At 46.6% G+C, this 16,799-nt stretch carries 16 protein-coding genes; all 16 read left to right on the top strand.

The features are described from left to right. The first annotated feature begins 412 nt into the window (after positions 1-412). On the top strand, positions 413-1,156 hold the full coding sequence (locus tag BK127_RS02670; protein WP_076228307.1) for an ABC transporter ATP-binding protein: 744 nt from the start codon (positions 413-415) through the stop codon (positions 1,154-1,156). Beyond that, positions 1,156-1,923: an ABC transporter permease gene (locus BK127_RS02665; RefSeq protein WP_076228305.1), complete on the top strand. Its 768-nt coding sequence runs from the start codon at positions 1,156-1,158 to the stop codon at positions 1,921-1,923. Before BK127_RS02670 ends, BK127_RS02665 begins: the two co-directional genes overlap by 1 nt. Before the next feature lie 24 nt (positions 1,924-1,947). Beyond that, complete coding sequence (locus tag BK127_RS02660) at positions 1,948-2,739, top strand: nucleoside phosphorylase (protein ID WP_076228303.1); 792 nt, start codon at positions 1,948-1,950, stop codon at positions 2,737-2,739. Then, a complete protein-coding gene (locus BK127_RS02655; RefSeq protein ID WP_076228301.1) occupies positions 2,739-3,785 on the top strand; it encodes an ABC transporter substrate-binding protein in 1,047 nt (348 codons plus the stop codon). The genes BK127_RS02660 and BK127_RS02655 overlap by 1 nt, the downstream gene beginning before the upstream one ends. A 15-nt stretch (positions 3,786-3,800) precedes the next feature. Further along, on the top strand, positions 3,801-4,574 hold the full coding sequence (locus BK127_RS02650; RefSeq protein WP_076228299.1) for an ABC transporter permease: 774 nt from the start codon (positions 3,801-3,803) through the stop codon (positions 4,572-4,574). Positions 4,575-4,670: 96 nt separating this feature from the next. Beyond that, positions 4,671-5,984, top strand: a complete 1,314-nt coding sequence (locus BK127_RS02645) for a Zn-dependent hydrolase (RefSeq protein ID WP_083689003.1) — start codon at positions 4,671-4,673, stop codon at positions 5,982-5,984. Further along, positions 5,953-6,741, top strand: a complete 789-nt coding sequence (locus tag BK127_RS02640; RefSeq protein ID WP_076228297.1) for a dihydroorotate dehydrogenase electron transfer subunit — start codon at positions 5,953-5,955, stop codon at positions 6,739-6,741. The genes BK127_RS02645 and BK127_RS02640 overlap by 32 nt, the downstream gene beginning before the upstream one ends. Continuing rightward, complete coding sequence (locus tag BK127_RS02635) at positions 6,738-7,703, top strand: dihydroorotate dehydrogenase (RefSeq protein WP_256711142.1); 966 nt, start codon at positions 6,738-6,740, stop codon at positions 7,701-7,703. The genes BK127_RS02640 and BK127_RS02635 overlap by 4 nt, the downstream gene beginning before the upstream one ends. 12 nt (positions 7,704-7,715) lie before the next feature. Continuing rightward, positions 7,716-9,422, top strand: a complete 1,707-nt coding sequence (locus BK127_RS02630) for a methyl-accepting chemotaxis protein (RefSeq protein WP_076228294.1) — start codon at positions 7,716-7,718, stop codon at positions 9,420-9,422. 128 nt (positions 9,423-9,550) lie between these two features. Continuing rightward, positions 9,551-9,736: a hypothetical protein gene (locus tag BK127_RS02625; RefSeq protein WP_076228292.1), complete on the top strand. Its 186-nt coding sequence runs from the start codon at positions 9,551-9,553 to the stop codon at positions 9,734-9,736. 292 nt (positions 9,737-10,028) lie between these two features. Then, positions 10,029-11,117, top strand: coding sequence for a carbohydrate ABC transporter permease (locus tag BK127_RS02620; RefSeq protein WP_076228290.1), 1,089 nt, complete (start codon positions 10,029-10,031; stop codon positions 11,115-11,117). A gap of 30 nt (positions 11,118-11,147) precedes the next feature. Then, positions 11,148-12,041, top strand: a complete 894-nt coding sequence (locus BK127_RS02615) for a carbohydrate ABC transporter permease (protein ID WP_083689002.1) — start codon at positions 11,148-11,150, stop codon at positions 12,039-12,041. Positions 12,042-12,090: 49 nt separating this feature from the next. Then, complete coding sequence (locus BK127_RS02610) at positions 12,091-12,945, top strand: HAD family hydrolase (RefSeq protein ID WP_076228288.1); 855 nt, start codon at positions 12,091-12,093, stop codon at positions 12,943-12,945. A gap of 23 nt (positions 12,946-12,968) precedes the next feature. After that, positions 12,969-14,414, top strand: a complete 1,446-nt coding sequence (locus BK127_RS02605; protein WP_076228286.1) for an MBL fold metallo-hydrolase — start codon at positions 12,969-12,971, stop codon at positions 14,412-14,414. Continuing rightward, the gene (locus BK127_RS02600) at positions 14,401-15,768 is read left to right on the top strand and encodes an ABC transporter substrate-binding protein (protein WP_076228284.1); all 1,368 of its coding nucleotides are present in this window, start codon (positions 14,401-14,403) and stop codon (positions 15,766-15,768) included. Before BK127_RS02605 ends, BK127_RS02600 begins: the two co-directional genes overlap by 14 nt. A gap of 70 nt (positions 15,769-15,838) precedes the next feature. Continuing rightward, positions 15,839-16,618: a DeoR/GlpR family DNA-binding transcription regulator gene (locus BK127_RS02595; protein WP_076228282.1), complete on the top strand. Its 780-nt coding sequence runs from the start codon at positions 15,839-15,841 to the stop codon at positions 16,616-16,618. Positions 16,619-16,799 lie beyond the last annotated feature (181 nt).

The following is a 16,799-nucleotide window of genomic DNA, read 5'->3' as shown; positions in this document are numbered from 1 at the left end:
GCTGAAGGCAGATGTCATTAACAATGTGTTTTTTCATTCTGTTACTGAGATCCGTAAGAAAGTTACCGCATTTATGAAGAACATCGCTCTCGATGCCCAGACGATTATTGATCGTCTATGTCTTCGCTTGGAAACCAACCAACTTCCTGAACAATTTTAGTTCAACTTATATAGATTAACTAATTACAGATATTTCTATTCAGTTTCTGTCGGATATTGCAGTTCACAAGGGTTCAGTCGGATCAAGAATGGTAAATTTGTACATTGTCTGTATGGACAAAAATGATAACTTTAATTTGTTGGTTTGGATATATTACTTTACATTTATAAAATGTAAAATAAGTCTATACAAAAGGAACAGCTATTTATACAATGGTGTCCGTAAAATCGTAAATGTTAAGGGGTGTTATACGTGTCTACTACTGCAATTCACATCGAGGATGTAAACAAAATCTACAAGGCAAGCGATGGGCGAGAGGTACAGGCGTTAACACATATTAATCTGGACGTAAAAAAAAGTGAGTTTATTTCCATCATTGGTCCATCGGGGTGTGGAAAATCAACCTTATTGCGCATACTCGCGAATTTGGATACGCCTTCCACGGGTAAGATTACATGGGAGAACTCGGCAGACAATATCGGTTTTGTATTTCAGGATGCTACCTTGCTTCCTTGGAAGACCGTATACCAGAATGCCAAATTCCCGCTTGAGGTCAAAAAGCTCGATACCCCGGCCAATCTGGAAAATTTGGACAAGCTATTGGAGCTTGCAGGTTTGAAAGGGTTTGAAAAAGCATATCCCCGTGAATTATCCGGAGGGATGAGACAGCGGGTAGCGATAGTCAGAGCATTATCGTATAATCCGGATGTTTTGCTCATGGATGAACCGTTTGGCGCTTTGGATGCACTGACCCGCGACAAAATGGGACTGGAATTGCTTCGAATCTGGACCGAAACCCAAAAAACCATCCTGTTCGTGACTCACAGTATTTCGGAAGCTGCATTTCTATCGGATCGTGTTATTGTGATGTCACCCCGCCCAGGGAAAATTGATGAAATTATCGACATTCAATTGCCACATCCACGGACCGTAGAAGTGAAGGAAACGATCGAGTTCGTGAACTACGTTAAAAAGCTAAGGGAAGTGCTGGGCTAATGCTGAGATTAAGGCAAGTTGGAGAGTATTTCGTTGCCATCCTTATTCTTGTAGTCATCTGGTATGTGTATGTCGTCGCTTTCGATGTACCTGCGTTTATAGTGCCGCTTCCTTCGGATGTAGGAGTAGCACTTATCGAAATGTTTTCCGCACAGGATTTGCTGCACCATTTTTTCGTCACCTCGGGTGAAGTGCTCGCAGGTTTTGTATTGGGGATCGTTTTTGGTTATTTGGTCGGCTATCTGATCGGCCGTTTTAAATTTCTTGAAGAAGCATTGATGCCTTATATTCTTCTTGCCCAAACGGCTCCGAAGATTGCCCTTGCTCCTTTATTTGTCATTTGGTTTGGTCTGGGCTTCACCTCCAAGCTGATGTTAATTGTATCTATGGTGTTTTTTCCAGTTATGCTGGGTGCCATATTTGGCTTGAAAAGTGTCACGTATAATCTCAAATGCTTGATGCAAATAACGGGATTAAACTGGTGGCAAAAAATCATTCAAGTTGAGCTTCCGTATTCCTTGCCGCAAATTTTTGCAGGCTTGAAGGTCGGCATGGTTCAGGCGGTTATTGCTGCTATCGTTGCGGAATGGATATCAGGAGAGAGCGGGCTTGGTTATTTACTGGTGTTTAACAGCACGACGTACAATTCCCCTATGCTGTTTGCCAGTATTATATATACGATTGTTGTTGGGATTATTTTCTATGCACTTATTAGTTTTTTGGAAAACCGTTTTCTGTTCTGGCACGATTCCAAGCAAGTGAAATAATGTTAGGGGAGGTGAAAAGAGAAGATGAACAGCAGATTCATTCAAGCAGATTTTCCTCTATATGAAGGGACGAAAGTACCTCATTTACGCATCTCCGAAGGGGAAACAGCACCTTACGTACTGCTGCCAGGCGACCCGGCGCGAGTCGAGCTGATCCGTGAACTGTTCGATAGCTATGACATCATCAGCTCGAATCGTGAATTTAAAGTCGGTACAGGTGAGTACAAGGGGAATCCGATCTCTGTATGCTCAACCGGTATAGGCGGTCCTTCCACAGAAATTGCTGTTCTGGAGCTGCTTCGCTTAAAGGCTAAGTGTTTACTTCGCATTGGCGGGACGGGCGCGATTCAAGAAGGCATTGATTGCGGGGATATGATCATCAATACGGGAAGTGTCCGGTTAGGCGGTACAACTGGCCACTATGCACGTCCTGAATTTCCGGCGCTAGCCAATCATTATGTGACTCAGGCGTTAATTGAAGCCTGTGAGGAATTAGGTTACCGCTACCATATTGGAATTGGCGCAACGACCTCTTCCTTTTATCATGGTCAGGGGAGAGACGTAGCCCCTTACAATTATTCAACTGACATCATTAATGAGATGAAATCGCTTGGCGTGCTGAATCTGGAGATGGAATCAGAGACGCTGCTAACGATTGCTTCGGTTATGGGCGCTTACGCAGGCACCTTGCTTGTTGTGCATGCTAATCGAATCACGAATCAATGGCTGGTTGATTATGAGGAAAGTCAAATGAAATTATGTAGGGCCGCTTTGCTAGCTGTAGACAAATTGATAAGTAGGGGTGTTGTTTCGTGATGAAGAAAAAATCAATTAGCCTTTTAATTTGTATGTTGTTTGTTGCCTCGATTTTGGCCGCTTGTGGAGCTAAGACGGGGAATGAAGCTACACCTGCTGCTCCAGCGCCAGCCGCAACCGATAAGCCTAAAGAGCTCCAAAAGGTTACCGTTCAAATGGACGGAGCTGCTGTTCCTTATTATGCACCGATGTATGTGGCCAAAGAACAAGGCTTCTTCAAGGAGCAAGGTTTGGATGTTGATTTTGTCTATGCAGATGCTGCAAGTATCGTGAAGAATGTTGCTGCGGATAACGTACAATTCGGATTTCCTAATGCGGATGCAGTTATTACAGCCAAATCACAGGGCATTCCTGTAAAAGTTGTGCACACCACTTATCAGCGCGGTTTGGGAGCGACTATTTTCAAGAAAAATAAAGGGATCACAAGTCCTAAAGATTTGAAAGGCAAGACAGTTGCTGTAACCAGCTTCGGAAGCCCGAACTATATCCAGCTTCAAGTTATGCTAGAAAAGAACGGCATGAATATCAAGGATGTTAATACGAAAATCGTAGGTACGGGTGCTATTGTTAATGCACTGGTGTCTGATGAAGTGGATGCTATCACTTTCTCGATGTTGAGAACAGTTGAGCTCAAAAACAGCGGTGTGGATGTGGACGAAATTCGCTCTGACGATTTCTTGCCTTCATTCGGTAATGTTGTAATCGCATCGGATAAGTACTTGTCCAGCAATAAGAACACGGTTATTGCGTTCAATAAAGCATTGAACCAATCGTTGGATTATATTATTAAAGGAAATGCCAAAGCAGCTATCGACATGTCCATCAAGAAGTATGCGACATCGTCTGAAGGTAAACAGGAAATTACAGAAAAAATATTTAATGATGTGTTCATTCCTTACCTGTGGCAAAGTGATCTGACGAAGAAAGATGGCTATGGAGCTGCCGATATGGCAAGATGGCAAGCATCCATCGATACTCAAAAAACGTTTGATACGATCAAGACCAGCTTTAAAGCAGAAGATTTAGTTGTAACCAATCTAAAGTAACGCAGGTGATCGTAAATGAAGTATTACGGACGTAAAAGCTTGCTCGTTCTTGCTACGCTGATTGTGTTTATAGGGCTATGGCAAGCCTACGTATCTGTATTTCATATACCGGTACAAATTCTTCCGGGTCCATTATTGTTCTTGTCCAAGTTTTTGAATATTATGGCCATGGGTGATATGAGCACGCATATTGGGTTAACGTTGTATGAGATTTTTGTCGGATTTTTGATTGGTTGTGTGCTTGGCTTGCTCTTTGGATATTTACTTGCCAAGAGTGTACTGCTGGAGCGTATGTTCACGCCGTATATCGTTTTGGTTCAAATTGCACCCAAAATATCGATCGCTCCGCTGTTTCTATTATGGTTCGGGCTGGGCGCTACCTCGAAGATTGCTTTGGTGATGCTGGTTGTCTTTTTCCCTATCATGGTCAATACGATTGTCGGCATTCGTTCAGTGGAGAGCAATATGCAGGACTTGCTGCATATTCTCAAGGCTAATCGGTGGCAGCGTTTCTGGACAGTGGAGATCCCTTATTCATTGCCTTCGATCATGTCAGGTGTCAAAGTGTCTACGACCTATGCAATTACAGGTGCCGTTATTGGAGAAATGATCGGTGCCAAAGCAGGTCTCGGGTATCTCGTTATTCTGGGCAGTGAAACCTATGATATTAACCTTATACTAACAGCTGTATTGTTATTAAGCGTAATCGGTCTGGTTTTATACCTTTTGTCTAATGTATTGGAGAAAAGGCTGCTCCGTTGGCATGAATCTCAAGAAGTTATTATGTAAGCAAAGCTTTCCGTTTCAGCCGACCCCAACGTTTTGTAATCTGTCTGACAGACCTTAACGAAGGGGCGTTTTTTTTAGAGTAAGAGGTGAAGAATCGTGAATATCACTCGATTGGAGACTGCGTTAATAGAAGTCAATGAGATAGGTGCCGTCAAAGGGCAGGGAATCACCAGACTTGCCTACTCACGCGAGCATTGGGCTGCGAATGCTTACTTTATTCAAAAGTGCGAGGAAGCAGGGATGTCCGTAAGCATTGATGCCTGCGGCAATGTGATTGCACGGAGGGAAGGCAGCGATCCACAGCTACCCGCTGTAGCTTGCGGATCTCATCTGGATACGGTGCAGCACGGTGGTGGTTACGATGGAACACTTGGCGTTATAGCTGGGTTGGAAATGATACGCAGCTTAAATGATAGAGGCGTTGTCACCCGTTATCCGATTGAGCTTATTTCATTCGCTTGTGAAGAATCGGCGAGGTTTGGTGTCTCGACGATTGGAAGTAAAGCGATGGCAGGGAAGTTAAACCCGGAATCGCTTGCGCATCTGCTGGATAATGAAGGTATATCCTTTCCGCAAGCACTGGCTGCAGTTGGATTGGACTTTGCACAAATCGCAGATGCACGGAGAAAGAACAATGCACTGAAAGCTTTTTTTGAGCTTCATATCGAGCAAGGTCCGCTGCTTGAAAAGCGCGGAGTGGAGATCGGTATTGTCACAGGCATAGCTGCTCCCGTCCGCTTGGAAGTAACGATCCAGGGTCAAGCATCCCATTCGGGGACGACACCTATGAACATGCGTAAGGATGCGCTGATCGGAGCTGCCGAGATCATCACGGCTCTAGAGAAGGCGGCGTTAGAGCAAACTGAGCACGATACGGTCGCTACCGCAGGTGTGTGCGAGGTTCTTCCGGGAGCGATGAATGTAGTACCGGATTGGGTGAGCCTGAAGATTGATATTCGCGGCACAGATGCGACTTCCAGACAAATGATTATCGAACAGCTATACAGCTTGTTCCATGAATTGGAAAAAAAACGGGGACTGCAGATTGCAGCGCGAATCTTAAGTGAAGAAAAGCCGGTTTCCTTGGACAAAGAAACGATACGTTTATTGTCCTCTGAATGTGAGGCTCAAGGTGTCACTTATACGAATATGATGAGCGGTGCCGGGCATGATGCGATGAATATGGCAAGTATTTGTAAAACCGGTATGATTTTCATTCCATCCAGAGAGGGTATCAGCCATCATAAAGATGAATACAGCTCCATCTCCCAAATAGCAAAAGGCGCTGCCTTATTGGAAGAAGTTGTTCTCCGGTGTGCAGAAGAGATTCGGAATGGTTCAACCGGGATATTGAATAACATGGACAGGAGCATACAAGATGAAAGCGGAAAAAAGAAAAGTGCTATCTAATGAACAAGTTAGCGAACGTTATTGGCATATGATTGTTGATGCGTCAGACCTACAGATCACAGCAAAGCCCGGCCAGTTCTTTAATGTTCTCTGCGGGGAGTCCTATTATCCGCTGCTGCGTCGGCCTTTTAGCATATACAGAATCAATAAAGACAGCAATACGCTCGAATTTCTTTATTTGGTAAAAGGGATCGGCACCAAGCAGCTGGCAACTATTCAGACAGGAGATACTGTCGATATTTTTGGTCCGCTTGGCAATGGTTTTACCCTACGTGAAGAAGACGGGACGATTCTGATGCTCGCTCGTGGCGTTGGCATCGCCACATTGGCAGCGCTGGCGCAAGAAGCTGCTCAGCAGGGGGTCCGCAGTGTGGCTATCCTTAGCGCGAGAACAGCCAATGATTTACTTGCAGCGGATGCTTTGCAAGGGTTCGGTGCGGAAGTATACAAGGTGACGGACGAAGACGGCAGCAGCGATGTCGAGCAGGTACGGCTGTTGATTGAGCGTATTATGCAAGAGCATTCCATCAGCGCAGCCTATACTTGCGGTTCGAAACGGTTGTCTATGCTGCTGCAGGAGATTGCGGCTGGTCAGGATATTTTCGCCGAAATCGCATTGGAAGAAAATATGGGCTGTGCGATGGGTGTTTGTTTTGCTTGTGTCTGTGATATTCAGGACGAGAATGGAGCTACCCGGAGTGTCAGGGTTTGTAAAGAGGGCCCGGTATTTGCCCTGGAACAGGTGGTGCTATCATGATGAAAGCGGACCAAGAAACACGAAAGCAGGATTTCGCTTTAAATCTGCAAGTCCAAATCGGAAGTCTCACTTTGCAAAATCCGATCATGCCAGCCTCGGGAGCCTTCGGCGAAGAGATGGAACAGGTGATCGATTTTAATGAAATTGGGGCTATCGTTCCGAAAAGTATTACCAAGCATCCTCGTAAGGGGAATTTAACGCCAAGAGTTTGCGAGGTTCCTGCAGGAATGATCAATTCCATTGGCATTCAGAGCAAAGGGATTGCGTATTACTTGAAAGAAACGATTCCGAGTTATGATAAGTATGATGTACCGCTCATCTCCAGTATTTCGGCAGATTCGATCGATGAGTTTGCGGAGATGGCGGAGATTATCGGGAAGCTCGATAGAGTCGGAGCCTTGGAGCTGAATATCTCATGTCCCAATCTAAAAGGAAATGGACTTGCCTTCGGTATGGACCCGGAAAGCACACGCGCATTAGTCCGTAAGGTGAAGGAAGTTACCGACAAGCCGATTATCGCGAAGCTCTCGCCCAACGTGACCAGCATTCAGGAGATTGCCCTCGCAGCTGAGCAAGGTGGAGCGGATGGGTTGAATGTAGCCAATACAATACTTGCCATGGCTATTGATATCCATACACGCAAGCCCAAAATAGGCAATAATATGGGCGGATTATCCGGTCCGGCGGTCAAACCGATTATTGTCCGTATGATTTATCAGGTGCGTCAGGTCACTTCTTTACCCATTATCGGCTGTGGCGGGGTTTCTAGTGGCGAGGATGCCATTGAAATGATTTTGGCTGGAGCTACTGCGATACAAGTAGGAACGGCCAGCTTCATCCAACCAACGGCAATGATCGATATCTTGCAGGAAATCAAGGACTATATGGTACTTTATCAAATCCAGAATATTAATGATTTAATAGGGAAAGTTATGGTAAATAGTATTTATGCTGCTGATTAAGGGAGGTTTAATTTGAGTATAGTCATACTTCGCAATCTGAAATTCAGATCTAAAATGATCATTTTAAATGTGACAGCTCTTATCTCCATCATTCTTATTGCGTTTGTAGGCTATCATTATATGACGAGTATGGCTGCGAATTCCAAGGAAATGTACATGAGCCGATTGATGCCGGTCAAATGGATCAACAACATTCAAACCAGCACACGCACGAACGAAGCCAGTATGCTTGAGTTTCTGTTAACTAAGGATGAACTGTTAAAAATTAAGATCAGCAAGCAGGATCAATTTATCGATACTACGATTGAAGCATACAGCAAGATTGCCAATACTCCGACCGAAATGGAGCTGCTCGAGCAATATAAGAAGCTGCTTCCTACCTACCGTACAGCTGTCGACAAGGTAATCGAGCTTGCTATGGCTAATAATGAAGCAAAGGCTTACGATGCATTTGTGACAGAGACCAGCATCTTAGGCAAACAAATTAACCAAACCTTAATTGATTTGTCTGATTACAATGAACAAATCGCTGAACAATTGTATGTACAAACGGAGCGGGACGCGACCACAGCGCAGGTCATTACTTTCATTTCAACCTTGCTCGCTGTAGCGGTCTCTATCCTGGTAGGGGTTATGATCAATCATGTTATCACAACACCACTGCGCTCCCTGCAAGAGTTAATGAATCGGGCTGGCGCTGGCGATCTTTCGGTAAATGGAGATTATCCTTATCAGGATGAGGTGGGCAGTCTTACGGGCTCGTTTAATAAAATGCTGGAAGGCTTACGTGCTTTGGTCATTCAGGTGTCGGACAACGCTCTGATCATTTCCTCAAGCTCTCAACAGCTGCTGGCAAGTACAGAGCAAAGTGCGCTGGCCTCCGAGCAAATCGCTTCATCAAGCGAATATTTGGAGCAGGAGCTGGATAAGCAAGTGATCAGTTTAGAGGATGCGACGAATGCTATTGATCAAATGGCTGACAAGATTACAGCGATCCAAAGTAACAGCGATAATGTGTATGTATCTGCTGGCCAGGCCGCTACCTCTTCCAAAGAAGGGGCCTTGACCGTAACATCCGTATCGGAACAAATGGTATCGATCCATTCGTCGGTGAAAGATCTGGATGCTACTATTGAGCTGTTGACTACGCATATTCGTGATATTGGCAAATTCGTTGCCGTCATCCATGAGATTTCAGCTCAGACGAACCTGCTTTCCTTGAATGCGGCAATTGAATCGGCACGTGCGGGAGAAGCGGGAAAAGGCTTCGCTGTTGTAGCTGAAGAGGTCAAAAAGCTTGCTGACGAATCCGCAGTTTCCTCCCAACAAATTGAGAGGCTGATCGGTTTGATTCAATCGGAGATGAAACGGATTGGCAGTACCATGCGGAGCGGTTTATATGAAGTGGAATTAGGGATTGAAAAAACACAACAAGCCCAAGTCGTCTTTCAGCATATAGACGAGGCTGTTGACCATGTATACGCAGGAGTCAGCAGTGTCAAAGAAACGGTTGACCATTTGATATTAGGCAGTCGAAGAATCGTGACCGTTATGGATGTCGTCGATCACGTTGCCAAAGAGGGCAAGGTAGTGAGTCGGCAAAGTTCAGCTTCAAGTCAGGAACAGTTCTCCAGCATGGAAGAAATCAGAAGTGCAGCTGAATCACTTGCCAAACTTTCAGAGGATTTACAACTGGCTTTACAGCATTTTCGACTATAAACGACAATTTTTAACAAAAGTCGCTAGATTGTCATAGTGTTGATGATGATTTTAAGGTAAACTAATGGCAAGCGACACAGTTGGTTTATCCATTCGTCGATACCACATTTATGGAAGGAATGATTTTTATGAATAAAGTTGAAAAGGTAAAAGCATTTTCAGAGTTGTTTGAACTCATTAACATGTATTATGTTGAACGGGATCAACCGAGCGAGGAAGACAACTTTTTTGCAAAAGTGGAGAACTGCTGCGATCTATTGGAATTGGATTTTGAAGAGCTTAAAAAAGCGTTTGAACTTAACTCTTTGGCCTAAACACTATTTAATATCGTCTGAAACCCCATACCCACCACAAAAACACATACGTATGTAACAATGACCTGGCCTTTGGCCAGGTTTTTTGTTGATTTCATGAAAGTCTGAGGCGTCTGAAATGACCGTTATTGTTGCGATTGTGACCGTTTGAGCACAGTAGGGTGCCGATAAGTGTAAACAACGGTAAGCATTTCAACAATATCTTTACTTGTCTCTAATCCTTGCAAAACATTGCATAGGTAGAATCAGTATGTAAGCCAAACAAGGAAGCTATCAGGAAGGAGCATTCGGAGTGATATCTAAAGAGGCTGTAGCATTGGGAAGCAAACCTACTGTTAAACCTGCCGCAACCCTTCGTGAACGCAAGCAAGTCGAGCCGCGTTCCAAACGAAAAACAAGAGAAGCGTGGACTGGGTTTATGTACGCCCTACCTGCATTGGCACTATTATTGCTGTTTCGGTACTGGCCACTTGTGTTCGGGATGTGGATCAGTTTATGGAAGTGGGGGTACGTACCGGAGCGTTTTATTGGCTTGGATAATTACGTCCGTATATTTACTGAGGATCTAATTGTAAGTGATCCTGCTGCCGGCTTGCAGTTGGGTGCTGTCGCGCAGGCTTTCATGGTGACGATCTTTTATGCGATAGGAACTATTCCCTTGACGCTGCTGCTTGCGTTTTTTGTAGCTTATGTGTTGTTTCATATAACGAAAGGCAAGACGCTGCTGCGGGTTCTGTTTTTTCTTCCTTATATTACCTCTCATGTAGCAGCAGCGATCGTGTTTAAATGGATTTTTCATCCGAGTGTAGGTCTTGCCAATTGGGGGGTACGCTCCATGGGAGGAACTCCGCAGCAGTGGCTTACCGATCCTGATCCCATTCTGATCAAGCTGATCACGACGCTTGGAGGTCAGTGGCCGGCTGCAATTCCGACCGTGTTCGCAGGGCCGACCTGGGCACTAGCTGTCATCATATTATTCTCCATATGGAGCAGCCTTGGCTTTCAGATTATCGTGTTCCTGTCCGGAATGACACAAATTCCGCATGATCTGACGGAGGCCGCCCGTATGGATGGAGCGCGGACCTGGAATGTGATCCGTCATGTGACCCTTCCGCTGCTGTCTCCGACCTGGTTTCTGCTTACCATTGTATCGGTCATCGGGGCTTTTGAATCGTTTAATGCCTTTTATGTATTTTCCGGTGGTGAGGGTGGTCCACTTGGCTCGACAATGTCGTTGCCATTGTATATTTTCCGCAGTTTTTATGTGTATGGTCAGATCGGCTATGCTTCGGCAGTATCGATGGTATTGTTCGTGCTGCTGCTGGGATTGACCTGGTTGCAGCTGCGCTACGGTGAGAAAAAGGTTCATTATATGCATTAAACGGAGGAAAGCTTTGAGGAGGAATGTAGCATGTACCAAATGGTTGGGGCGCGTCGCTCCTCCAAAATCTTATGGACAGTTGTGCTGATCAGTGTGGCGTTGTTGGCTTGTTGTGTCGTGTTTCCTTTCTTTTGGATGATCATGACCTCGCTAAAAAGCGCTGTGGAAATCAACCGGATGCCGCCGACCGTGCTGCCTGAGCTGTGGCAGTTTCAAAACTATGCGGCAGCCTGGCTAAAGCCGGAGTCGACATTTGAACAGTATTTTATTAATACAGTCATTATCGCCGGGATTGGAACGGCTCTGCAGCTGCTGGTTTGTATACCGATAGCTTTTGCCATCACGCATTTTTCATTTCGCGGACGCAACCTGATTTTTATGCTGGTGGTCATCACGATGCTGATTCCTTACGATGTTACGCTGGTTCCGAATTTTGTAACGATGCGTCATATCCCTTTCGCTGGCGGCAATGATTGGCTAGGTGATGGAGGTCAAGGGTTTTATGATAGCTACATGGGGATGATGCTGCCATTTCTGGCTGAGGCGTTCACGATATTTTTGCTGAGACAGGCGTTTCTTTCCGTACAGAAGGAATACTGGGAGGCGGCTCAGGTCGATGGAATGTCAAATGGTCGCTATCTGTGGACGGTGCTGCTTCCACTCGTGCTGCCTTCGTTGATAACGACAGCATTGCTTGCATTTATCGGTAAATGGAACGGGGTGCTGTGGCCACTGCTGATCACGTCCAGTGAATCACTCAGACCGCTGCAGGTTGGACTGCTCTATTTTGTCAGCGAGGAAGGTCCGAATTACCATCTTCTGATGGCGGCGGCTACCTTCACAATCGCACCGATTGTGCTGCTGTATGTGTTCGCTCAGCGCTGGTTTCATCAAGGTATCACAGCAACAGGGCTTAAAGGATAAGCAAGTGTGCATACAAACATAGCAGTTACTTGACAGAGGAGGATTACAGATGAATTGGCTGCACAATGTGGAGGTCGTACTATTTGATCTGGACGGTACGCTTTATCAGGATGGAACCTTTTATAAACGTTACCTGGAGCTCTTGTTTGACAAAGGGGAGCATACTGAAAGGTTGGAAGAGTTTCTTGTCGAAATGGCTTCCTTATTGGAAGGAAGTCATCCGAGCAGCATTGGGGATTGGTACCATCCGGGTTCGGATACATGGACACGCGGTGGAGATCTGACCGTGCACCGGGATTGGCAGGGTCAGCAAGTAGAGGCTCTAATGGATACGGCAGAAATGGCTTCTATATATGCAGGGGATGCATGGAGTCTGGTCAGCATCTTTGCAGCCAAATACGGTGTTGAGGAAGGGCAACGACAACTGGCCTTCCAGCAGGTACGAAAGGAAATGTTGCAGGGCGCTTCAAGCTTTGAACGCCATCTGGGTCTATACGAGGCGATTGGAGGGCTGACCGGAGTACGTAAACGGATACTGCTCACCAACTCGCCGGAAAATACAGGCCGCGAATTTATTTCGGCACTTGCCTGCACGGAGCTGTTCGACGAAATCGTGTATGGGGCTGGAAAGCCTAGTGGTCTTGAACGATATATGTCTGAGCTGATCGAGCAGGAGGGTCTGCGTCCAGATCAAATCTTATCGATTGGCGATCACGCCTGGAACGATCTGTACCCAGTACGTAAGCTTGGTGGCCAAACCGTTTGGCTGTCTCCGTATCCATCTTCGGAAACGGTGCAATGGGATGTGCAGCTGTCCACTCTTGATGAGCTGGCAGACCTGTTGGTGATGCTGCAGCAAGCACAGGAGCAGAAGCTGGAACAACAGGCTGAGGTCAACACATAAAGCATTCAAAGGAGGAAACAAACATGAGTGATCGGTATGAGGAAAAGCTTACCTTCTACGGAGGGCTGACTACGATTGGCGGTGTACATATTATGTACAGCTGCGGGGATACGGGTATCGTATTCGATCTGGGTATGGCACGCGGTTTTTTCAACGGAGATACCCGGGTTCGGTCAGATTATGGTATTCGCAGTTTTTTACTGACACGCATGGCTCCGCCCGTGCTTGATCTGTACGACCCCGAATTGCTGGGTGATCTGGGCGAAGCAGAGCTGCAGCAGGTATGGGGCAGGGAGCAGTTGGAGCAGGTAACCAATCTGCATGGCTTTGTCAGCCACATTCATCAGGATCATATGGCACTCTTGCCCTCACTTCGGCCTAATCTCCCGGTATGGATGCATCGCGATGCCTATGTAGTATATGAAGCGATTGTGGCAGCGGGTGAGTACGAAGACACACGTGCTGATATTCGCATCATTGAGGACGGGCAGATCGTCGATTATGGTCCCTTCCGCATCGAATTTATTGAGGTCGATCATGATAGCCCCGGTGTGACAGGATTCATCATTCATGGACCGGAGCATCGGATAGCTTTTACCGCTGACTGGCGGCGACATGGACGAAATCATCATCGCCTGGACCGTTTTATCGAACGCTGTCAGACGGTAGGTGTGGATGTGCTGATTACAGAAGGCACAAGGATGCGCCCTGACACTTTATTCCGGAAGCCGAAGGATCGGCTTGAGGTGCAGGTAGCTGTTGAATGCCGCCTGGCGATGGAGCAAACGGACGGATTAGTGTATGTGAACATTCTTGCCCGTAATGTGGAGCGAGTAGCCGATCTGATTATGAAGACGCAGGAAGCAGGTCGTGAGCTGGTGATGGACGAAAGTACGGCTGTGCTCTGGTTTGAGGCTTCAGATAAGCTGCAGGTGCTGTCCGGACATCCCGCGCTGGAAGCTGGACGCCATGTAATCCGACTGCTTCGCACACCTGTTTGGTCACAAGGACCACGCCCTGCGAAGAATGTTAAGCTTCCTTATGCGCCTATTACAGTGAATGAGATTACAGCGAATAAATCACTGTATGCTGTTTACCTAATCTATCCACTCACTGCATTAATTGCAGAGCTTGAGACCAAAGGCTCGCAAGCTGCAGCGTCCATATACGTTCATGCTGATGGCAATCCGCTGACTTCGGCTGACGAAACGCTGTTAAAGTGGTTGAACGAATTTGGTGTTCAATATCGGTATTGTGCAACCGGAGGTCACGCAGCTCCGCAAGAAATTACGGAATTGACGACTGCCATTGCGCCGGGACTCGTGATTCCACTGCACAGCAACCATCCGACCTTGTTCAACAGCGGTGGCGTCCGCAAATATTATCCAGCTCCAGGAGAAAGCTTCAAGGTGTCCGAGCTTGTGACAATTCCCAACAATCGAAGGAGTGATAGTCGTGTATTCACGTAAATCGTTTGCTCATTGGAAAGCATCACTGGCGTCTTTGTTATTAATCACAACGGTAGGCTGTGGGGTGACAACTCCCGCAGCAACAACAGGCAGTGGGACGGATAAGAAAACGGAAAGCACAGCAGCCAAAGGCATTGAGCTCGGTAAAAACGGACCGATTACCATTGACTTCTGGCACATTCAGGCGACGATTTATGGCGATGCGATTAAAGAAATGGTAGCTGCCTTCAACAAGGAGTACGAAGGGAAGATCATCGTCAAGGAAGTATTCCAGGGTTCCTATGATGACCTGAACAAAAAGGTTCGTGCTGCGCTGCAGGGCGGAGGCCTTCCGGCTGTTGCGATGTCCTACGAGAGCGATACGCTTGAATATATGAAGGCTGATAAAATTGTACCGTTGGACGATTACATTAATGACCCGGTGAACGGGCTGAACAAGCAGGCGTTGGACGATATCATGCCAGGAGTGCTGGCGCGTCAGCGTATTCCGGAGTACAACGGCAAAACGATGAGCTGGCCACACGGTAATTCCTCCATGGGCGTATACTACAACATCGATGTACTCAAAAAAGCAGGTTATGAGAAACCGCCGGCTACGTGGCAGGACTTTGAGAAAATGGCGCTTGATATTACACAAAAAAGTGGTGAGCCGGCACTGGTGATGGGCAACGCCAACAACGGAGGTACGTTCCGTACTTGGCTGCGCACCTACGGCATTGATCCGATCAAGCTGGATCAAAGCGGCGTCAATTATGATAATCCGCAGGCGGTTGAGCTGGCAGCTATGATGAAAAATCTGCTGGATAAAAAAGCGATCATGCTGGCAGAAAATACGGAGCAGGAATTCACGAATGGCAGAGCAGCCATGGAAATCGGAACGACTGCCCGCACAAGCTCAAAGCTGGATTTGATCAAGGACAAGTTCAAATGGGGAATCACTCTGATTCCGCAGGGCAAGAGCGACAGCAAGGTGACTGAGCTTTATGGTGGCAATCAGGTGCTGTTCAAGACGACCCCCGAGAAGCAGCTGGCGGGATGGCTGTTCCTGAAATACTTTGCAGAATCCAAGGCACAGGCGATCTATGCAGCGAAAACCGGATATTTCCCGGCTACCAAATCTGCACAGGATACGGATTTACTGAAGAAAAACTATGCGGATAATCCGCAAAAGAAGCAGGCTTTTGTTGAAGTGTTCCCTTATGCACGTATCGATGTATCATCCGCTGCGCGCAACAAGATGGATACCGTTCTGGGCGAAGCGCTGCAGGCAATGAATGCGGGTAAGCTGACTCCAGCTGATGCGATGAAGAAAGCGCAGGCTGACGTTACCAAGACTTTAAAAGAATTCAAATAATATTTGAAAAAGTTAAACCGGAGCCTGAGAAAAGCAAGTTATTTACTTAGGCTCTCAGGGGGTAACAAAATTGAGCTCAGTTCAACGGAGAAATGAAATTATGATCGCAGTACGGCGTGTTGGCAGCGTCTCAGTTGAAGAGCTGGTCGATACGTATCAAGTCTCGGTGGAAACAATCCGCCGGGACCTTCGTATTTTGGATGAGAAGGGATTTTTGCGCAGAACGTATGGCGGAGCGGTGAAGCGAGAGCAGACCACCTGGGATATGCCTTATTACGAAAGAATGCAGCTCAATCTGGAGCGCAAAGAGGCGATTGCCCGTGAAGCTGTGAAGCTGCTGGAGGATGGCGATAGCGTTTTTATTGACGGAAATACCTCCGGTCTGGTGCTTTCCCGTTACGTCCCTGATGACAAGAACCTTACGATTGTTACGAATTCGGCTATGGTTACGCTGAATCTGATTCAGAAGAAGGGGAAGCTGAAGGTTTATCTGGTTGGCGGAGAGGTCGATGAGGACGGCAAGACGTTCGGCTACAAGCTGCACTGTGAGCTGCGTCAGTACCGATTCGATAAGGCGCTGTTTTCCTGCATGGGCTTTGGACCAGAGGGCATTTATTATTCGAAGTGGGAACCACTGCAAATTGCCCAGATGCTGGTCGAACAGAGCAATCATCTGATTCTGATGGCGGATTCGTCGAAGGTCAATCGCAGCGGCTTTCTGTTTGGCATGGGACTGAACCGTATTCATACACTTGTAACAGACGAAGGAACACCTGCCGATATGCGAGATAGTTTGCGGGATTCAGTCCGCAGCTTGGTCATCAGCGGCATTGAAGGTAAAGATGAATAGCTGCCTGATAGGAAATGGAGCATAGAAGTAAATTGAACTGCGGCATCTTTAGGGATGTCGCAGTTATTTGGCATGCCTCAGAGTGCTGATTACCGACAATCTGCCCTAATGATTATATACAATCATGACACCAACAGATAACTTAGAGAGCATAGGGGCTGGTTTGTAACCCCATTTTGTA

This window comes from Paenibacillus sp. FSL H7-0331 (assembly GCF_001956045.1).
Note: the sequence above shows the minus strand (reverse complement) of the source record. Positions and strands in the feature narration are given on the sequence as shown.